Source organism: Haloarcula sp. MBLA0163 (genome assembly GCF_055632435.1).
In genome coordinates, this window is the sequence record NZ_CM145745.1 from 1,994,098 (window position 1) to 2,010,365 (window position 16,268).

A 16,268-nucleotide genomic window follows, 5' to 3' on the forward strand; every position below is an offset into this window, starting at 1 on the left:
ACGACCGACGTTCGTTACGTACTGTATTAGGAACAGAGAGAACGAAAAAGATACCGACCCCACGGGTGGCCCGAGCGAAGCGGGTAAGACCCCGTGGCTCGAAAGCCGAGGTAGTGCAAGAGTTCGAGCGCAAACAGCTGTTGGAGCGCATCGAACGGGAGGGTTCGACCGTCGGTGCGGCGATTCCCGACGAGATAACCGTCCAGGGGGAGGACGTCGACCTGCAGTCGTTCGTCTTCGAGATAAAGCGCCGGGACACGATACCGCGCGGCGAGCGCGAACGGGTCGACCGGGCGAAGAAGAACCTCCGACGCGAGCGCATCGAGCGCAAGGAACTGATAGAGGCGGGCGAGGTGAGCTACGAGCGCGGCGAGGAGCTCGCCGAGGCCATCATCGGCATCGACCGCGCGCTGAACGCGCTCGAACAGCTCGGCCCGGCAGACCTCGAGGCGGAGGCGAAGGCACAGGAGACGGCCGACACCAAACGCTGGATGAAGTTCCTGCGGAAGGCGCTGGGCCACGAGGACGCCGATTCCGGCACGGGTCGTGCCGGGCGAGGGAGATAACATGAGCCGGAACGACGAGATCGCGACGCGACTGGAGGAGTTCGCCGACCTGCTCGACGCGAAGGGCGTCGAGTACAAACCGCGCGCCTACCGACGCGCGGCCGAGAACATCCGGGACCATCCGGCGGCCATCGAGGGACTGGCCGCCGAGGGCGCGGACGCCGTCGGCGAGATAGAGGGCGTCGGCGACGCCATCTCCTCGAAGGTCGTCGAGTACTTCGAGACGGGCGACATCGAGGAGCTGGCCGAGCTCCGCGCGGAGCTCCCCGTCGACATGGCGGCCCTGACCGCCGTCGAGGGCGTCGGCCCGAAGACGGTCGGGACTCTCTACGAGGAACTGGGCATCACGACGCTGGACGAACTCGAGGCGGCCGCCGAGGCCGGCGAGATTCGGGCGGTCAAGGGGTTCGGCGCGAAGACCGAACAGAACATCCTCGACAACCTCGACTTCGCGCGCGAGGCCCACGAGCGGACGCTGTTGGGCGAGGCCCGACCCTACGGCGAACGGGTCGAGTCGTACATGGCCGACGTCGACGGCGTCGAGAAGTGCGCGCTCGGCGGCTCGCTCCGTCGCTGGAAGCCGACCATCGGCGACGTGGACGTCCTCGTCGGGAGCGCGGCCGAGGAGGCCGTCGTCGAGGCGTTCACCGACTGGCCGGACGTCGACCGCGTCATCGAGGCCGGCGAGACGAAGGCCAGCGTGATGGCCGGCGGCGTCCGCGTCGACCTGCGCGTGGTCGTCCCCGAGGAGTTCGGCGCGGCCCTCCAGTACTTCACGGGCAGCAAGGACCACAACGTCGCGGTGCGGAACCGCGCCATCGAGCGGGGCCTGAAGGTCAACGAGTACGGGGTCTTCGACGTCTCGGGCGTCGAGGACGACGACCAGCGGGCTGGCGAGCGCGTCGCCGGCGAGACCGAGGAAGGTGTCTACGAAGCGCTCGACATGGCGTGGATGCCGCCGGAACTGCGCGAGAACCGAGGGGAGGTGGAGGCGGCGGCCGACCACGACCTCCCAGACCTCGTCGCCGAGGGCGACGTCCGGGGCGACCTGCACACGCACACGGAGTGGTCCGACGGCGGCAACACCGTCACGGAGATGGTCGAGGGCGCCGCCGCGTTCGGCCACGACTACCTCGCCATCACCGACCACGCGACGGGGCCGGGGATGGTCGGCGGTGTCGGCGTCCCCGACGAGGAGTTGCGCGAGCAGCTGTCCGAGGTCGAGGCGGTCGCCGAGGACGCCGACATCGACGTGTTCACCGGCGTCGAGGCGAACGTCGGTGAGGACGGCAGCCTCTCGGTGGCCGACGACCTGCTGGCCGAGCTGGACGTCGTCGTCGCCTCGCCCCACGCGTCGCTGGACGGCGACGGTACCGAACGGTTGGTCGCGGCCGCCGAGCACCCGGACGTGAACGTCATCGGCCACCCGACGGGGCGGTACCTCAACCGGCGGGCCGGGCTGGACGTCGACGTCGAGCGACTGGCCGAGGTGGCCGCGGACAACGGGACCGCACTGGAGGTCAACGCCAGCCCGGCGCGACTGGACCTCGGCGGGAGCGCCGTCAAGCAGGCCATCGAGGCCGGCGCGACAATCGTCGTCAACACCGACGCACACAGCCCCGGGAACTTCGAACAGGTGCGCTACGGCGTCCACACGGCCCGTCGGGGGTGGGCCGAGCCCGCCGACGTGCTGAACACGCGCGACGCCGACGGCGTCCGGGAGTTCGTCGATGAGTGAGCCGGACCGGCGAGACCCGCTGTTGCTCGACGCGATGCTGGGGAAACTGGCGTCGTATCTCCGGATGTGCGGGTACGACGCCGCCTACGCACTGGACCGGGGCGCCGAGAGCGACGCGGACGTCCTCGCGCTCGCCCGGACGGAGGGACGCCGCCTCGTGACGCGGGACGAGGGGCTGGCTCGGGAGATGGACGACGCGCTGTTGCTCACCAGACGGGACGTCGAGGACCAGCTCCGCGAGCTGTCCGGAGCCGGGTTCGAACTGGACCTCTCGGACGAGCCGGTCCACTGTGGCACCTGTAACGCCCCGGTCGAACGCGTCGACAGGACCGAGCCGACGCCGGACTACGCCCCGGACCCCGCGGAGGAACCGGTCTGGCGGTGTCGGGACTGCGGTCAGCACTTCTGGCGCGGGAGCCACTGGGACGACGTCGCCGACACCCTCGCGGAGCTATAACCGACGGAAGTCGACGCCGTACCGCAGCTCCTCGGCGACGGTCTCGAGGAGGGCGACCACTCGCTCGTAGTCCTCGGCCGGGGGGTCCAGCCGCTCGGGCGGCGTCTCCCGAACCCGCTCGACCGCAGCCCAGAACACCCGGCCGAGCGACGAGTCGGCCGTCGACCGTGGCGTCGCCCAGTCCAGATGGACGCGCCCGGTCGCCGAGTCCGCCGCCGCGGTCTGCAGCTGCCAGTACGGGAAGAACATCGTGTCCCGCTCGGGGTGGGTACTGCGGAGGCCGCCCCCGGTGAGCATGGCCCGGGCCTCGCCGGCCGCGGGGACCCGAACCGGCGGCGACGGGGCGACGCCCGCGGCCGGGACCGCGTCGAGGGCGGCGTCGAGCGACCGCCGCAACGGAGCGGGCGGGTCCGCGACGGCCCGCGTCGTCCGTCGCCCCGGCGCCGAGTAGTACCGCCAGTCGTCGCCGACGGCGGCGAGTTCGGCGACGCCGTCGGTCCGCCACCCGCTGTCGGTCGGTCGGGGGCTGTCGGCGGGCCGGTTCGAGAGGTCCGCGACCGAGAGGGCACCGAGTAGCGTCTCGGCGTCGTCGGCCGTGGCACGGAACGCGGCCAGGTCGGTGTCGAGCACGTCGGACCCGGCGGGGAGCGACCGGAGCCTCGCCAGCGTCTCCGGGACGTGGTCCTCGAGCAGCGCCTCGTCGACGGCGAGGTGGACGGCGTGGCCGTGGTCGAGACAGGCCGCAACCACGGCGCGTTCGGCACGCACCCACCCGGCCGCCGGCACGTCGGCTGCGGCGCCGTTCCAGAGGAGGGCGTGGCTCGCCGACTCGGGGGGCGGGTCGGGGACCAACACGGCCGTCGGTTGTGCGACCACGCACATAACTCCGCGCCACTGCCGCGACCCGGGGCCGGCCCGAAGTGGACAGCCGTCCGACAAAACGGTCCGGTCAGCCGCGGAGGGCTTCGACCGGCGGTTCCCACGCCGCTCGGTAGGCAGGGTAGAGGCCCCCGACCAGGGCGACGACGACGCCGAAGGCGAACGCGCCCAGCGGGACGAGGGCGTTCCCCGGCAGGAGGACGGCCCACAGCGGGAGTTCCGTCTGTGTGGCCGTCACGACGACGGTGACGACGCCCAGCACCGCACCCACGGCGCCACCGACGACGCCCAGGAGCGTCGCCTCGACGAGCAGGGTCCGCAGGACCTGTCTGCGATGGATACCGACCGCGCGGAGGACGCCTATCTCGCCCCGGCGCTCGGAGACGGTCATCAGCATCACGTTGAAGATGCTGACGCCGGCGACGACCAGCGAGACGCCCGCGACCGCGAGCAGGAACCCGTTCAGCAGGTCGAAAAAGTCCGCGATGCGGTCGAGCACGCTCGTCAGGGAGAAGACGCTGACCCGCTCCTGTCTGGCGTTCAACCGCCGGTCAACCTCGTCGGCGACCGCGCGGGCGTCGCCGGCCGAGTTCGCCCGGACGACCACCTGGGAGTACCCCGACGTGGCGAACTCGTCGGGCGGGAGGACCACGGCCGAATCGGGCTGGAGCGGGGAGATGCTCTGGACCTCCGGCAGGACGCTGACGACGCGGTACTCGTTGCCCTCGACGGTGATGCTGCTGCCGGGGCGCAGGGACAGGTCCTCGGCGACGTCGGCGCCGACGATGGCGCCCTGCCGGTGGAAGGCAGGTACCACGCCGCTCCCGTTGCCGAACAGCGCCCGCGGGCTGTCGGTGCCGTACACCTGTGCGACGGTGCGGCCGCCGCTCGCACGCACCGTCCCGCCGGTCGTCTTCAGGGGGATGACGGTCCCCCGCCCGTCGGCGGCGCGCTGGACGGCCGCGAGGTCGCGCGAGTCCAGCGAGTCGGCGTCGCTGCCCTCGGCCGGACTGACGATGACCTGGTCGCCGAGGCCGCCCAGTTCCTCCGTGGCGGCGGCGCTCAGCGCGTTGCCGAGCAGTCCGAGCGTGACGACGGCGAACACGCCGATGACGATGCCCAGCGCTGCCAGCGCCGCCCGGAGTCGCTGTCGCGAGAGGTTCCGGGTCGCCAGCGACAGCGCCGGGAACCGGTGCCCGCTCTCAGTCACGCTGAATCACCCCGTCGACGAGCTCGACGGTCCTGTCGGCGTACTCGGTCACCAGGTCGTCGTGCGTGACGGCGACGACGCCCACGTCCGCCTCGTCGGTGATGCGCCGTATCTCCTCTAAGATGCTCGTCCCGGTCTCGCGGTCCAGATTCCCGGTCGGTTCGTCGGCCAGCAACACGTCGGGTTCGTTTATCAGGGCACGCGCGATGGCGACGCGCTGTTTCTGGCCGCCGGACAGTTCGTCCGGCGTATGGTCCAGTCGGTCGCCGAGGCCCACCCGCTCCAGCAGGTCCCGCGCCCGGTCGGTCGCGTCGCCGGGCAGGAACGCCGTCGGGAGCCTGACGTTCTCCAGCGCCGTCAGCGTCGGCAGGAGGTGGAAGTCCTGGAAGACGAAGCCCAGCGACTCCCGCCGGGCGTCCGTCCGCTGGCCCTCGGTCAGTCCGGCGGTCGGTTGCCCGCGCAGTTCGACGCGGCCGCTCGTCGGTTCGTCCAGCAGACCCAGGACGTTCAGCATCGTGCTCTTGCCGCTGCCGCTCGGCCCGATGACGGCGACGACCTCCCCGCGAGCGACGGCGAAGTCGACGTGGGAGAGCGCGACCACCTCGCCGCCCGCGCCGCTGTCGTACCGCTTGCTCACGTCCACGAGGCGGAGCGGCGGGGCCAGTTCCACCGGACTGGTCTGGACCGTGCTCATCGGTTCCGTGAGCGGCGGGCGAACAGTGTCACGGCGACGGTCACCACCAGCCCGACGGTCAGTGCGATGGCGGCACCGAGCGACTGCTGGCCGCTCCCCCTGTTCGTGCCGTCCTCGGCCGGGAGCGGGACCGCGGTCGTCTCGCTGACCCGCTGGCCGTCGACGGTGTAGTCGACCCGGACGGTCAGCGCCGTCGCGTTCTCGGTGTCGGCCTGCGCGGTGAGTTCGAACGGCGCGAACTCGCTGCTGGCGACGCTCCCAACGAAGTAGTTGCGCTGGGGGTACGCCGGGTCGACGTACCGGGTGGGCTGGACGGCGACGACGGCGCTGGTCACCTCGCCGTCCCCGACGTTTGCGAGGTTGCCGTCGACCCTCACGCGCCCGTCATCGGAGACGGTGACGTCGAGGCCGGTGACGGTGGCCGCGCCCCGCTCAGCGGCGTAGTCGTAGCCGACGGCGCTCTCGGTCCGGCCCCTCGGCGCGTCGTAGTGCGCGACGAACCGCACGCCGTCGGTGGTCCGGACGCCCGAGAGGTCGACCGTCACCGTCGTCGACTCGCCCGGCGCGAGTTCGTCGGTCAGCGCGTACCGGCCGACCGAGGAGAGGACGGTCCCGTCGGGCGTCTCGCCGGTGAGGACGACGCGCTCGACGGCCGCGTTGCCGAAGTTGGTCACGGTCACGTCGACCCGCGACTCGCTGGCCGCGTCGTCGCTCCCCGACTGTTGCTGGAGCGCCCCGCCACCGCCGCCACCGCCGAGGATGCCGGTCAGGCCACCGGGGACCTGCTGTGTGTCGTCTCCCTGTGCCCGCTGTGCGCGGACGCCGACGTCCGTGGACAGCGGCGCGACGGTCACCGGCTTCGAGAACGTCGCGGTAGCGCGGGCGCCGTTCGGCGTCGTGAACGTCGTCGTCACCTCGAGGGGGCGCTCGCCCGGCGCCGGGGCTCTGACCGAGAGGTTCACGGTCTGTGACGCCCCGGCGGCCACCGTCGGAATCACGCGCCGGGTCCGCTCGCCCGTCGCCGGGTCGGTCACCCGGACCTCGATGTCGCGGAGGGCCGCAGTCGTCGGGTTCGAGACGACGGCCGTCACGGGCGTGTCGGCGCGAGCGACGAGGCCGTCGGTCCGGAGTTCCACCTGTGGCCGGCCGCGTTCGACGCCGACCGTCAGCGGGCGGGTCGCGCGCACCGTGTCGCCGGCCTCGTCGGTCCCGACGGCCACGAGCCGCAGGTCGTACGAGCGCGGTCGGTCCACGGTGAACGTCACGGGGACCGTCAGCGTCTCGCCGGGCGAGAGCCGGCCGAGGGCCGTCGCGTTCCCGAGCACCACGTCGTCACCGATGTCGGGCGAGCGGACGACGCGGACGCTGTCGAGTGCGAGCGACGTGTTGCTACCGCCGGAGAGCCGGACGGTCGTCTCGGCGGTTATCGGTGCCCCAGCGGTCGGCGTCGCCGGCGTGACCGTCGTGTCGGTGAGGGTCAGGCGGGCGTCGGCGCCGGCGGCCGGCCCGACGACTGCCAGCGGCCCTGCGGCGACGAGGACGACCAGTGCGACGGCGAGCAGGCGGAGACGAGCACGCACCATCTACGGTCGTAAGGGGCCGAGCGTGCAAATATCCCTCGCCGGCCGGGGCCGCCCGACTCCAGAACGCTTGTAACCTCGGTCGCGCTACACTCGGGCAATGACCCTCTCGGAGGCGGCCCGCGAGCGACTCGCCGACATCGTCGCCAACCAGCCGACGAAGAACGGCGAACTGCAGGACCTGTGGGGCATGGACAGCGGCAGCGAGGTCCACCAGTACCTCGAATCCGAACTGAAGGAGTACTACTACCGGAACGAGGACAGTCTCATCTGTGCGACGCCGGAGGCGACGGCCCTGATAGACGGTGCGGACTCCGACCGGGTCCAGACGATGACGGTCACGCCGCTCCAGCGGGCCATCGTCGACGTCATCGCCGGCCCGGACGAGGAGAGCCAGAGCGTCGTCTCGGTGCTCCACGCCCTCCGCGACGCCGGCGAGGACCCCGACGTCGACGCCGTCCGCTCGGCCCTGCGCGGTCTCGCCGACAAGGGCCTCGTCGAGACGGTCCAGAAGACGGTGCCGACGTTCCGGCTGGCCGTCGACCGCGAGGACGTCGACGTCGAGGTCAGCGACGGGTAGCTACTCCTCCGGCAGTCCGGGGCGCGTCCGACGACGGCGCCGGTCCAGCAGCCGCTTGATTCCCTGTCCGGGTCCGCCCTCGATAGGCCACCCCTTCGCGCGCCACGCGGGCGGTTCCGGTTCGAACTCGGGACACGAGCCACGGCACTCGCTCTGGGTCGGGACACGCTCTTTGGCCGCGCAATACGGGACGACGCCGCCCTCCTCGGCCCGCAACTGGAAGTGCCGGCAGTCCGGCCGCATCGTCGCCGCGTAGGCGCGCCAGCCGCGCTCGTAGGCCCGCTCGGCGATGACCTGTCGCTTCTCGGCTTTCCACTCGGGGTCGGCGTACTCGAAGCGGGCGGCGCTGGCGTCGTCTGCGGGCCGTTCGAGGATTCTGGTCCCCGGCGAGCCGGCGTCGAGCGACCACGGTTCCCAGACCGCCTCGGCCGCACCCGAGTCGGCGTCGACTGTCAGCACGCCGACCGCCGCGGGGAAGTCCGCGAGCAGGATGGGTTCGACCGCCTCTTCGGTCGCCGCCGTCGCGACCCACACCTCGTCGGCCAACCCCAGCGCCACGTCGCGCTCTACCTGCCCCGCGAGGTCGCGCGCCGCGCTCGCCGAGAGGTCCGGTTTGTTCTCGATGGCGACGATTCGGCGCACCCAGTCGGGGTACGCTCGCCGACGGCGGATCTCGATGCGGTTCCCGCGCTTGCGCGTCTCGACGGCGTCCCGGTCGGCGGCCGCGTGGACCGCCTCGCGGACGTACCGCCACGGGTAGCCCGGGTCCGGCAGGGCGTCGCGGTAGAACGTCCACTCCGCTGGCGCGTGCTCGAGGACGTGCAGGAGGTCCGAGTCGAACGCGTCGGCGCCGAACGCCGCCCGCTGTCGCAGGCCCTCCGGGTCGCATTCGAGGACGACGGTGTCCCACCGGCGGTACTTCGTCCCGAGTTGACGGGCGACCAGGACGGCCGAGTCCGCGCGCCGCGGCGACCACTCCCGTTCGGCCCACTGACAGACGCGCAGTTCGAAGGCGAACTCGGAGTCGACTGACACGGTCGACGGTTCGGCACGCGGACGCTAAACACCCACTGCTTCCGCGGCCGTCCAGAGCGGACGAGGTCGGGGCTACCGCGTTGGGTTCCGACACGTAACTTTTTGTAACAAGGTGCGGAACCCGCTAGTTGTTCTGTGATGAGCTGCCAAACTAACGACGCGGTGATCGACTGGCACGGTTCCGGCGTAGCGCGGGCTTCGGACACGAGACGGCACAGGGCGGGTGAACGGCGATGAGCCAGAGCGGCCTCTTCGACGAGTACACCACCATCCAGTGGGTGGCCGCCTTCGTCGTCGCCCTCCTGACGTTCCCCATCGGGGTTCTCGTCCCGATATACTTCTACATCAAGACGAAGAACGGGACGGCCAGCGAACAGGGGGCGTGGGAGGCGTGGGCCGTCATCCTCGTGGGCGTCATCGGCATCGTCGCCGTCGAGCTCGGCGGCGAGACGGGCGCGAAGATAGCGCTCGCGCTGCTCCTCGTGATCCCGATACTGATCATCGTCGCCGCCGTCCTGGGGACGTTCGTCCTCGGCGTGGGCAGCTCCGCACAGGCGGCGCTCCTGCTCACCGGCGCGCCGGTAGGGCTCGCGGCCTGACGCCGACTGGACGCCTCACTCCTCGGTGTCTTCGTCCTCGAACTCCTCGTCGAGGAACTCGTGGGCGTCCTCCAGTATCTCGCGCGGGCCGTCCTGCGTGACGGTGTTTATCGCCTGTTCGTAGTCGCGCCACTGCAGGTCCCGGTGTTCGGTGGATAGCTCTGCGGACGCCTCGAAGGACTTCGCGACGAACAGGTGGACCGTCTTGTGGATGGTGTTCCCGTTCGCCTCGAACACGTAGTCGTAGTCTTTGCGGAAACCGTCCAAGAGCCGGAAATCGCCGATTCCGGCCTCCTCTTTCACTTCGCGTATGGCGGTCTGCTGGAGTTCCTCGTCGCCCTCGACGCCGCCCTTGGGGAATTCCCAGTCTCCGGGGCGGCTCTTGAGCAGGAGGTACTCCCGCCGGCCACGCGTATCGCGAAAGAGGATGGCTCCCGCGCTCGTGGCCTCTATCATTGCGATGATTTAGTACACCGGTACTTAAGAGAATATCGGAGGCGCGATAGCTCTCGGTTCGGAGGTCGGAACGGCAGTTTTCACCTCGCAGCGTCCGGCAGGAAACCGGTTTCCGCCGACGGAGGACCGACACCGCCGTTCGTCTCGACGCCGTCGCCCGGCGCGTGAAACGGAGGGCCTTTTACACCTCGCCGGCGAGAGTCAGGGCAGAGATGCCCTTCGTCACGACCCTGACGCTCACGAGTGGGGACCGCCACCGTCTCGACGACGTCGTGGCGGACATCAAGGACCGCGCCGCACGGAAAGGCGTCGAACTGAAGGGGCCACACCCGAAGTCCCCCGAGGAACTCCGCATCCCGCAGTCGAAGACGCTGGGGCCGGACGGCGGCCGCTTCGAATCGTGGCACCACACCGTCTACACTCGCACCATCGAGATCGTCGGCTACGAGACGTTCGCCCGGTCGGTGACCGAGGAAGAGTTCCCCGACGGCGTCCACGTGTCGGTCGGCGTCGAGCAGCGAACCCAGCTCGGGAGCGGGTCATAAGTCCCTCCGGGGCCTTTGGCCCCCATGGACGACGACAGACACGAGCGACTCGTCGCGCTGCGGCGTGACCTCCACCGACACCCCGAACCGGCGTGGCGCGAGTTCTACACCACCAGCCGGATCGTCGACGAACTGGAGCGCATCGGCGTCGACGACCTGCGTCTCGGCCCGGAGATACTCGACGGCGACGCCCGCATGGCCGTCCCCGACGACGACAAACTCGCCGAGTGGCACGAGCGCGCCCGCGAGGCGGGCGCCCGCGAGGACGTCCTCGAACGGACGGCCGGCGGGTTCACTGGCGCACTCGCCACGCTCGACCGCGGCGACGGGCCGACCGTCGCGCTGCGGGTCGACATCGACGGCCTCCCCATCACCGAGTCCGCCGCGACGACCCACGTACCGGCGGACGGCGGCTTCCGCTCGACCAACGAGGGGTACATGCACGCGTGCGGGCACGACGCCCACGTCGCCTTCGGCGTCGGCGTCCTCGAAGCCATCGCCGAGAGCGAGTTCGAGGGGACCTTCCACGTCCTCTTCCAGCCGGCAGAGGAGGTCATCGGCGGCGGGAAGGCCGTCGCCGAGAGCGGCGTCCTCGACGACGTGGACCGGCTGCTGGCCGTCCACGTGGGCCTCGACCACCCGACGGGCGAGGTCGTCGCCGGCGTCGACGGGTTCCTTGCGGTCCGCCAGTTCGAGGTGACGTTCACCGGGGAGTCGGCCCACGCCGGCGCGAGTCCGGGGTCCGGGCGAGACGCGGTACAGGCCCTCGCGACGGCGGTCCAGAACCTCCACGCCATCCGCCGGCACGAGGACGGGGCGACCCGGGTCAACACCGGCGTCGTCGAGGGCGGCACCGCGACGAACATCGTCCCCGAGAGCGCCCGCATTGAGGGCGAGGTCCGGGGCGAGACCACCGAACTCAAGGAGTACATGAGCGACCGGGCCGACACCGTCGTCGAGAACGCCGCCGCGATGCACGACTGCGAGTGCGACGTCCGGACGACGGCGGAGGCCCCCAGCGCCGTGAGCGACGCCGAACTGGCGGACGTGGTGGCCGAGGTCGCCGGCGGCGTGGCCGGCGTCGACTCGATCCTCCATAGCGACGACCTCGGCGGGAGCGAGGACGCCACGTACCTGATGGACCGCGTGCAGGACCGGGGCGGCCTCGCCTGCTACGTCGGTATCGGCACCGACCACCCCGGCGGCCACCACACGCCGACCTTCGACGTCGAGGAGCAGTCGCTCGCCATCGGCGTCGACGTGCTGGCGGGCGCTATCGACCGCTGTTGGTAGCGCAGGAAACGGCGGCGCGGGCGGCAGTCAGTACTTCGGGTCGGCGCCGGTGACCTCGTAGATGTCGTCCATGATGGCGTCGCGTTCGCGCTGCCACGCGGCGAACCCGCTGGGGTGGTCGGGGTAGTCCTCGTAGTGGTCCAGCAGGCGGTCGGCGGCCTTCTTGGTCTGGTAGAGGTCCCGGATGGTGCCCCAGTGGCCGAAGCTCTTGACGGCCATCTTGAGCTTCAGCCCCAGCCCCACGCTCGTCGACCCACCGTACAGCGCCTCGGCGAGCTTCTCGCCCGGGAGCGCCGCGAGGAGGCCCATCAGGTCGTCCACGTCGTAGGCCGTCGTGAAGATGTTGTACACGTCCAGCGCCGCGTAGCGGGCGCCGAAGTGGTCCATGACGTTGACGTTGTACTCCCAGAGGGCCGCCTCGTCGTCGGTGCGGCCGTCCTCGATGGCCTCGATGGCCTGTTCGGCGGCGTACTTGCCGGCGTAGGCGGCACCGGCGATGCCGCCGCCGGTGGTCGGGTTGACGTGCCCGGCCGCGTCGCCGACGGCCATGTAGCCCGGCGCGACGGCCGAGTCGTAGGGCCGGCGGGTCGGGAGCGCCGCGCCGAGCTTGTCCTGCACCTCGGCGCCACGGAACTCCTCGCGCCCGCGCAGGTCGCGTTTCAGGTCCTCGACCAGCTCCATCGGTTCCTCGTTCATCTGGAAGCCGAGGCCGACGTTGATCTCGGTGTCCGTCCGCGGGAAGTACCAGAGGTAGCCCGCGGACCGCTCGGTGGGCTTGAACACCAGCGCGTCGTCCCACTCGACCGGTTCGTCGACCTCGACGATCTCCCGGTAGGCCGAGCAGAACTGCGAGTAGCGGACGTTCGTGTCGAAGGTGGCGTCCTCGAAGTCCGTCTTGTCCTGCAACAGCGAGAGCGCGCCGGCGGCGTCGACGACGACGTCGGCCTCGTAGGTGACGGGGTCGCCCTTCCGGATGGCCTCGAAGCCGGTGACTTCGCCGGCGTCGTCCTGCAGGACGTCCTGGACGACGGTGTCGTAGTGGAACTCGGCGCCCGACTCGTCGGCCCCTTCGATGAGACAGCGGCCGTACTCCCAGCGGTCGATGACGGCGAGTTCGCCGGGGACCGGGATCTCCAGCACCGTGTCCTCCTGTGGGATCTCGAACCGGCCGTGGTCCACGTCCGTGTTCGTGAAGGCGGGTTCGAGTTGCGACTTCGGGATGGCCTCGGGGAAGTCGCTCGCCCCCTTCAGCGCGTCCCCACAGGCGATGTGGCCCGCTTCGTCTGCGTCCTTCCGTTCGACGACGACGGCGTCGTAGCCCGCGTCGGCGACCGTCGCGGCGGCGTAACAGCCCGACGTGCCCGCCCCGACGACGGCCACGTCGTACTGGTGAGTGGTCATGCACCCTCGTCCTAACCGGAGGGAGAAAATCGTTCCGACTGTCGTCGTGACGGGGATAAAGAGTTTTGACCGGGGCCGCGAAAGCCGGAATATGACCGAGTACACCGTGGAGTTCGTGGGGACGGGCGAGGCGATTACCGTCTCCGAGAAGGAGACCATCCTCTCGCGCTGTATCGAGGAGGGCATCGCGCAGGAGTACTCCTGTCGCGTGGGGATGTGTCTCGCGTGTTCGGCCGAGATCGTCGAGGGCGAGGTGACCCAACCGGCCGCCCGTGGCCTCACAGAGCAGGAGCGGGAGAACTACGCCCTGACCTGCATGGCCCGGCCGGCCTCCGACCTCCGACTGGACCGCGGGGAGTACCCCCCGAGCATCGAGGCCGACGCCGCCGGCGACGCCGCGGCCGCCGACGACTGACCACTGCCCGCCGACGCTGGCGCGCGCGGCGTGTTACCACGCCCCGCGTGCGGTATTCTCACGCACACAAACGTCTGCCACGGGCAGAATGAAGGGCAGGTCATATAAGCACGTGGGTCCTACGTGGTAGTGACACCAGCGTCAGCGGACGGCCGTCGACGATTGACACACGCTCCCAACCATGACCAGCCGCGTATACAGACTTCATTCGACGCTCGAACTGCCACTGGAAGACGCCTACGACTTCTTCGAGGACCCCGACCTTCCACCCGAAATCGCTGACGTAGAGATCACCCGTCGGAACAACACGCTCATCGTGAGCGCCGTCGCCAAGGACGACACGATGAGCAAGTACACACCGACGGCCCAGCTCAAGGCCAGCGTCACAGAGAACCGGGTCTACGAGGAGGACCCCGACGAGATGGGGCCGCCCGGGGCCGCCAGCACCGGTTCGACAGGTGGCGGGCCGCAGTGGGGCGCGCTCGAGGAGGAAGAGGAGGAGATAGAGTCGGAGCTCGTCGAGTACGCCTGCTTCAAGGGCGACCGCGAGACCGTGCTCCAGAACACCGCCCTGCAGTACGCGATGTTCGAGGTCCTCTGTGAGGTCGCGAAGGTCGCCGAGAAGGGCACGCTGACCGCCATCGCGGCCGTGGACGAGGAACTCGAAGCCATCCGCATCGTCGACGGCGAGGAACACCCCGCCTCGATCAACGTCGTGGAGGACCCCACCGACGAGGACGAGGAGGACGGGGTCAACTGGCGCGACAACGAGTTCATCAGCTGATTCTGCGGGCCGTTCTCAGACGCTTCCGAGTTGCCGACCAGCCACCCGCTCGGCTATCTCGAGCGTGAGCGTCGCCTCGACGTACGCCGCGACCAGAATCATGACGACGGCGGCGGCGACCAACCAGCCCGCCTCGCGGAGGTCCCGCTCGGTCACCAGTTCGTCCTCGAGACCCCGGAGGTAGCGGACCGTGAGCCGAGCGAACCGGAGGCCGACGGCCGCGACGATGAGCAGCGCCGGAATCTCGACGACGCCGTGGGGCAGGAGGAGCGCCACGACCACGATAGGGTCCACCTGCTGGACGGCGATGCCGACGACGGCGCCGATGAGGAGGCCGTTGAGGACGAGGCCGGCCACGGTGACGATGCCCAGCGACACCGCACCGAGCAACAGTACGAACATCGCGACGAGGTTGTTGACCGCGATGGAGTAGGTGGTCAGTTCGTCCGGGAAGAACGGATTCGACCCGCCCTCTGGCGCGGTCGGGAGCGACTCTATCGGGACCGCGCTCCCGAGGAGGAAACCGACGGCGGCGCTCACCCCGAGCAACAGCGCGGCGACGGGCACGTAGAGGACGAGCCACCGTCGGCAGACGGCCCGCGCTCTCGCGTAGCGAGACGACATGAACGGGTGTGTGCACGCACTGTGCCGTGAAAAAAGGTGCAGGCCACCGTCTCGGCACGGGTGGTGTGCTACCCGTTTTCACCCGGCAGCGGCATCCCAAAAAGTACTTACAGCGGCTAATTATATGTCATTACACGATGTCCGAGACAGCCGAGTTCCCCGACTACCTCGACGTCGACTACACCGACGGCGAGGGCGAATCGCCCGAGGAGTACCCGACGATCAACCACAAGATAGAGAAGGCCGTCGAGGTCACGAAGACCGGTCTGGAGGAGTACGAGAACCCGGTCGTCATGTGGACCGGCGGGAAGGACTCGACGCTCACGCTGTACTTCGTCAAGGAGGTCGCCGAGCGCTTCGACCTCGAAGTGCCGCCGGTCGTCTTCATCGACCACTACCAGCACTTCGACGAGCTCATCGACTTCGTCGAGCACTGGGCCGAGGAGTGGGACCTCGACGTCATCTGGGCGCGCAACGAGGACGTCGGCGACTACGTCGACGAGAACGGCCTCGAACCGGGCGACGACATCCCGGTCGACGCGCTCTCGGAGCACAACCAGCACCACATCCGCAACATACTCGAGTACGAGGAGGACACGTTCCCGTTCCTGCTGGACACCTACGTCGGCAACCACCTGCTGAAGACGGTGGCACTCAACGACACCATCGAGGAGCACGACGTCGACGGTATCATCTCCGGCATCCGCTGGGACGAACAGGAGTCCCGCGCGGACGAGACGTTCTTCTCGCCGCGTCACGACCCCGACATCTACCCGCCCCACGACCGCATCCAGACCATCCTCCAGTTCGCCGAGGCCGACGTCTGGGAGGCCTTCTGGAACTTCGTCGTGCCGGACACGGTCGAAGGGTTCCCGGAAGAGGGCTACGTCCCGCAGGGGCAGGACGACCTGCCCGAGGGCATCGAGAAGGAGGACGTCCCCGTCTCGCCGAAGTACTTCGCCGGGTTCCGCTCGCTGGGTAGCGAGGTCTCGACGGACAAGTCCGCCGAGGAGCCCGCCTGGCTGCAGGACATGGAGAACACGACCGAGCGCGCCGGCCGCGCCCAGGACAAGGAAGACCTGATGGAGCGCCTGCGCGACCTCGGCTACATGTAAGCGGGCGACGCGCCCGCCCCCGAATCGGCTCGCACCCGCGGTCGCCGTCCGACTGCCACCGTGGTGCGAGTGCGGAGTAATTCTCTCTGCAGTAACACTTCGACGGCAGTCGATGACTGTCGGGGCCTGCCCTATCGCCCGTCGGCGGGGGAGTCTCGACCGCCCGCGCAGGTTCTTCGACGCGCACGCCGACGTGGACGTGTAGGCGATATGAGGACTCCATACCGCCGTCGAGGGGCCCGCAGTCACAGAAACCACGGGTAGCTGATAGCAGGTCTCGAGGAGGTCGGCAGTACG

General features: G+C 69.8%; 18 protein-coding genes. 10 read left to right on the top strand and 8 right to left on the bottom strand.

The window, feature by feature from the left end; translation table 11 throughout:
• Positions 1-113: 113 nt before the first annotated feature.
• The 3 genes from ACV7GQ_RS10610 to ACV7GQ_RS10620 are packed head-to-tail and all read left to right on the top strand — an operon-like array spanning position 114 to position 2,761.
• The gene (locus tag ACV7GQ_RS10610) at positions 114-566 is read left to right on the top strand and encodes a DUF5788 family protein (RefSeq protein WP_470310212.1); all 453 of its coding nucleotides are present in this window, start codon (positions 114-116) and stop codon (positions 564-566) included.
• Position 567: 1 nt separating this feature from the next.
• Complete coding sequence (polX, locus tag ACV7GQ_RS10615) at positions 568-2,304, top strand: DNA polymerase/3'-5' exonuclease PolX (RefSeq protein ID WP_470310213.1); 1,737 nt, start codon at positions 568-570, stop codon at positions 2,302-2,304.
• Positions 2,297-2,761, top strand: a complete 465-nt coding sequence (locus ACV7GQ_RS10620; RefSeq protein WP_470310214.1) for a Mut7-C RNAse domain-containing protein — start codon at positions 2,297-2,299, stop codon at positions 2,759-2,761. The genes polX and ACV7GQ_RS10620 overlap by 8 nt, the downstream gene beginning before the upstream one ends.
• On the opposite strand, the gene ACV7GQ_RS10625 is transcribed toward ACV7GQ_RS10620, so the two are convergent.
• The 4 genes from ACV7GQ_RS10625 to ACV7GQ_RS10640 all read right to left on the bottom strand — a co-directional run bounded on the left by ACV7GQ_RS10625 (position 2,756) and on the right by ACV7GQ_RS10640 (position 7,127).
• Positions 2,756-3,637, bottom strand: a complete 882-nt coding sequence (locus tag ACV7GQ_RS10625) for a hypothetical protein (protein ID WP_470310215.1) — start codon at positions 3,635-3,637, stop codon at positions 2,756-2,758. The two genes, ACV7GQ_RS10620 and ACV7GQ_RS10625, sit on opposite strands and share 6 nt — an antisense overlap.
• Positions 3,638-3,710: 73 nt before the next feature.
• Positions 3,711-4,850, bottom strand: a complete 1,140-nt coding sequence (locus ACV7GQ_RS10630; RefSeq protein WP_470310216.1) for an ABC transporter permease — start codon at positions 4,848-4,850, stop codon at positions 3,711-3,713.
• Positions 4,843-5,544 (bottom strand): ABC transporter ATP-binding protein, encoded by a 702-nt coding sequence (locus tag ACV7GQ_RS10635; protein WP_470310217.1) that lies wholly within the window; start codon positions 5,542-5,544, stop codon positions 4,843-4,845. The genes ACV7GQ_RS10630 and ACV7GQ_RS10635 overlap by 8 nt, the downstream gene beginning before the upstream one ends.
• Complete coding sequence (locus ACV7GQ_RS10640) at positions 5,541-7,127, bottom strand: COG1361 family protein (RefSeq protein WP_470310218.1); 1,587 nt, start codon at positions 7,125-7,127, stop codon at positions 5,541-5,543. Before ACV7GQ_RS10640 ends, ACV7GQ_RS10635 begins: the two co-directional genes overlap by 4 nt.
• A gap of 97 nt (positions 7,128-7,224) precedes the next feature.
• On the opposite strand from ACV7GQ_RS10640, the gene ACV7GQ_RS10645 reads away from it, so the two are divergent.
• Positions 7,225-7,704: a DUF5797 family protein gene (locus tag ACV7GQ_RS10645; protein WP_470310219.1), complete on the top strand. Its 480-nt coding sequence runs from the start codon at positions 7,225-7,227 to the stop codon at positions 7,702-7,704.
• Here ACV7GQ_RS10645 and ACV7GQ_RS10650 read toward each other — a convergent pair whose 3' ends face one another.
• A complete protein-coding gene (locus tag ACV7GQ_RS10650) occupies positions 7,705-8,739 on the bottom strand; it encodes a DUF5787 family protein (protein WP_470310220.1) in 1,035 nt (344 codons plus the stop codon).
• 233 nt (positions 8,740-8,972) lie between these two features.
• Here ACV7GQ_RS10650 and ACV7GQ_RS10655 point away from each other — a divergent pair, with 233 nt between their 5' ends.
• A complete protein-coding gene (locus ACV7GQ_RS10655; RefSeq protein WP_470310221.1) occupies positions 8,973-9,338 on the top strand; it encodes a hypothetical protein in 366 nt (121 codons plus the stop codon).
• 15 nt (positions 9,339-9,353) lie between these two features.
• Here the strand turns inward: ACV7GQ_RS10655 and ACV7GQ_RS10660 are convergent, their stop codons facing one another.
• Positions 9,354-9,794 carry a bis(5'-nucleosyl)-tetraphosphatase gene (locus ACV7GQ_RS10660; protein WP_470310222.1) on the bottom strand — a complete coding sequence of 147 codons (441 nt, stop codon included), beginning with the start codon at positions 9,792-9,794 and terminating at the stop codon, positions 9,354-9,356.
• 212 nt (positions 9,795-10,006) lie between these two features.
• On the opposite strand from ACV7GQ_RS10660, the gene ACV7GQ_RS10665 reads away from it, so the two are divergent.
• Complete coding sequence (locus tag ACV7GQ_RS10665; protein ID WP_470310223.1) at positions 10,007-10,339, top strand: 30S ribosomal protein S10; 333 nt, start codon at positions 10,007-10,009, stop codon at positions 10,337-10,339.
• A gap of 24 nt (positions 10,340-10,363) precedes the next feature.
• Entirely contained in the window at positions 10,364-11,632 is a 1,269-nt protein-coding gene (locus tag ACV7GQ_RS10670; RefSeq protein WP_470310224.1) for an amidohydrolase, read from the top strand.
• Between the two features lie 27 nt (positions 11,633-11,659).
• On the opposite strand, the gene ACV7GQ_RS10675 is transcribed toward ACV7GQ_RS10670, so the two are convergent.
• Positions 11,660-13,033, bottom strand: a complete 1,374-nt coding sequence (locus ACV7GQ_RS10675) for a geranylgeranyl reductase family protein (RefSeq protein ID WP_470310225.1) — start codon at positions 13,031-13,033, stop codon at positions 11,660-11,662.
• 91 nt (positions 13,034-13,124) lie between these two features.
• Here ACV7GQ_RS10675 and ACV7GQ_RS10680 point away from each other — a divergent pair, with 91 nt between their 5' ends.
• The gene (locus ACV7GQ_RS10680) at positions 13,125-13,448 is read left to right on the top strand and encodes a 2Fe-2S iron-sulfur cluster-binding protein (RefSeq protein WP_470310226.1); all 324 of its coding nucleotides are present in this window, start codon (positions 13,125-13,127) and stop codon (positions 13,446-13,448) included.
• Between the two features lie 181 nt (positions 13,449-13,629).
• Positions 13,630-14,232, top strand: coding sequence for a DUF7110 family protein (locus ACV7GQ_RS10685; RefSeq protein ID WP_220616707.1), 603 nt, complete (start codon positions 13,630-13,632; stop codon positions 14,230-14,232).
• A 15-nt stretch (positions 14,233-14,247) separates the two neighbouring features.
• Here the strand turns inward: ACV7GQ_RS10685 and ACV7GQ_RS10690 are convergent, their stop codons facing one another.
• Positions 14,248-14,856, bottom strand: coding sequence for a stage II sporulation protein M (locus ACV7GQ_RS10690; RefSeq protein WP_470310227.1), 609 nt, complete (start codon positions 14,854-14,856; stop codon positions 14,248-14,250).
• Between the two features lie 137 nt (positions 14,857-14,993).
• Here ACV7GQ_RS10690 and ACV7GQ_RS10695 point away from each other — a divergent pair, with 137 nt between their 5' ends.
• On the top strand, positions 14,994-15,971 hold the full coding sequence (locus ACV7GQ_RS10695; protein WP_470310228.1) for a phosphoadenosine phosphosulfate reductase family protein: 978 nt from the start codon (positions 14,994-14,996) through the stop codon (positions 15,969-15,971).
• Positions 15,972-16,268: the final 297 nt, after the last annotated feature.

Coding starts and splice junctions, on each gene's coding strand:
- ACV7GQ_RS10690 (WP_470310227.1), bottom strand. CDS start 14,856: ATGTCGTCTCGCTACGCGAGAGCGCGGGCCGTCTGCCGACGGTGGCTC.
- polX (WP_470310213.1), top strand. CDS start 568: ATGAGCCGGAACGACGAGATCGCGACGCGACTGGAGGAGTTCGCCGAC.
- ACV7GQ_RS10645 (WP_470310219.1), top strand. CDS start 7,225: ATGACCCTCTCGGAGGCGGCCCGCGAGCGACTCGCCGACATCGTCGCC.
- ACV7GQ_RS10655 (WP_470310221.1), top strand. CDS start 8,973: ATGAGCCAGAGCGGCCTCTTCGACGAGTACACCACCATCCAGTGGGTG.
- ACV7GQ_RS10660 (WP_470310222.1), bottom strand. CDS start 9,794: ATGATAGAGGCCACGAGCGCGGGAGCCATCCTCTTTCGCGATACGCGT.
- ACV7GQ_RS10670 (WP_470310224.1), top strand. CDS start 10,364: ATGGACGACGACAGACACGAGCGACTCGTCGCGCTGCGGCGTGACCTC.
- ACV7GQ_RS10675 (WP_470310225.1), bottom strand. CDS start 13,033: ATGACCACTCACCAGTACGACGTGGCCGTCGTCGGGGCGGGCACGTCG.
- ACV7GQ_RS10695 (WP_470310228.1), top strand. CDS start 14,994: ATGTCCGAGACAGCCGAGTTCCCCGACTACCTCGACGTCGACTACACC.
- ACV7GQ_RS10680 (WP_470310226.1), top strand. CDS start 13,125: ATGACCGAGTACACCGTGGAGTTCGTGGGGACGGGCGAGGCGATTACC.
- ACV7GQ_RS10685 (WP_220616707.1), top strand. CDS start 13,630: ATGACCAGCCGCGTATACAGACTTCATTCGACGCTCGAACTGCCACTG.
- ACV7GQ_RS10635 (WP_470310217.1), bottom strand. CDS start 5,544: ATGAGCACGGTCCAGACCAGTCCGGTGGAACTGGCCCCGCCGCTCCGC.
- ACV7GQ_RS10665 (WP_470310223.1), top strand. CDS start 10,007: ATGCCCTTCGTCACGACCCTGACGCTCACGAGTGGGGACCGCCACCGT.
- ACV7GQ_RS10640 (WP_470310218.1), bottom strand. CDS start 7,127: ATGGTGCGTGCTCGTCTCCGCCTGCTCGCCGTCGCACTGGTCGTCCTC.
- ACV7GQ_RS10620 (WP_470310214.1), top strand. CDS start 2,297: ATGAGTGAGCCGGACCGGCGAGACCCGCTGTTGCTCGACGCGATGCTG.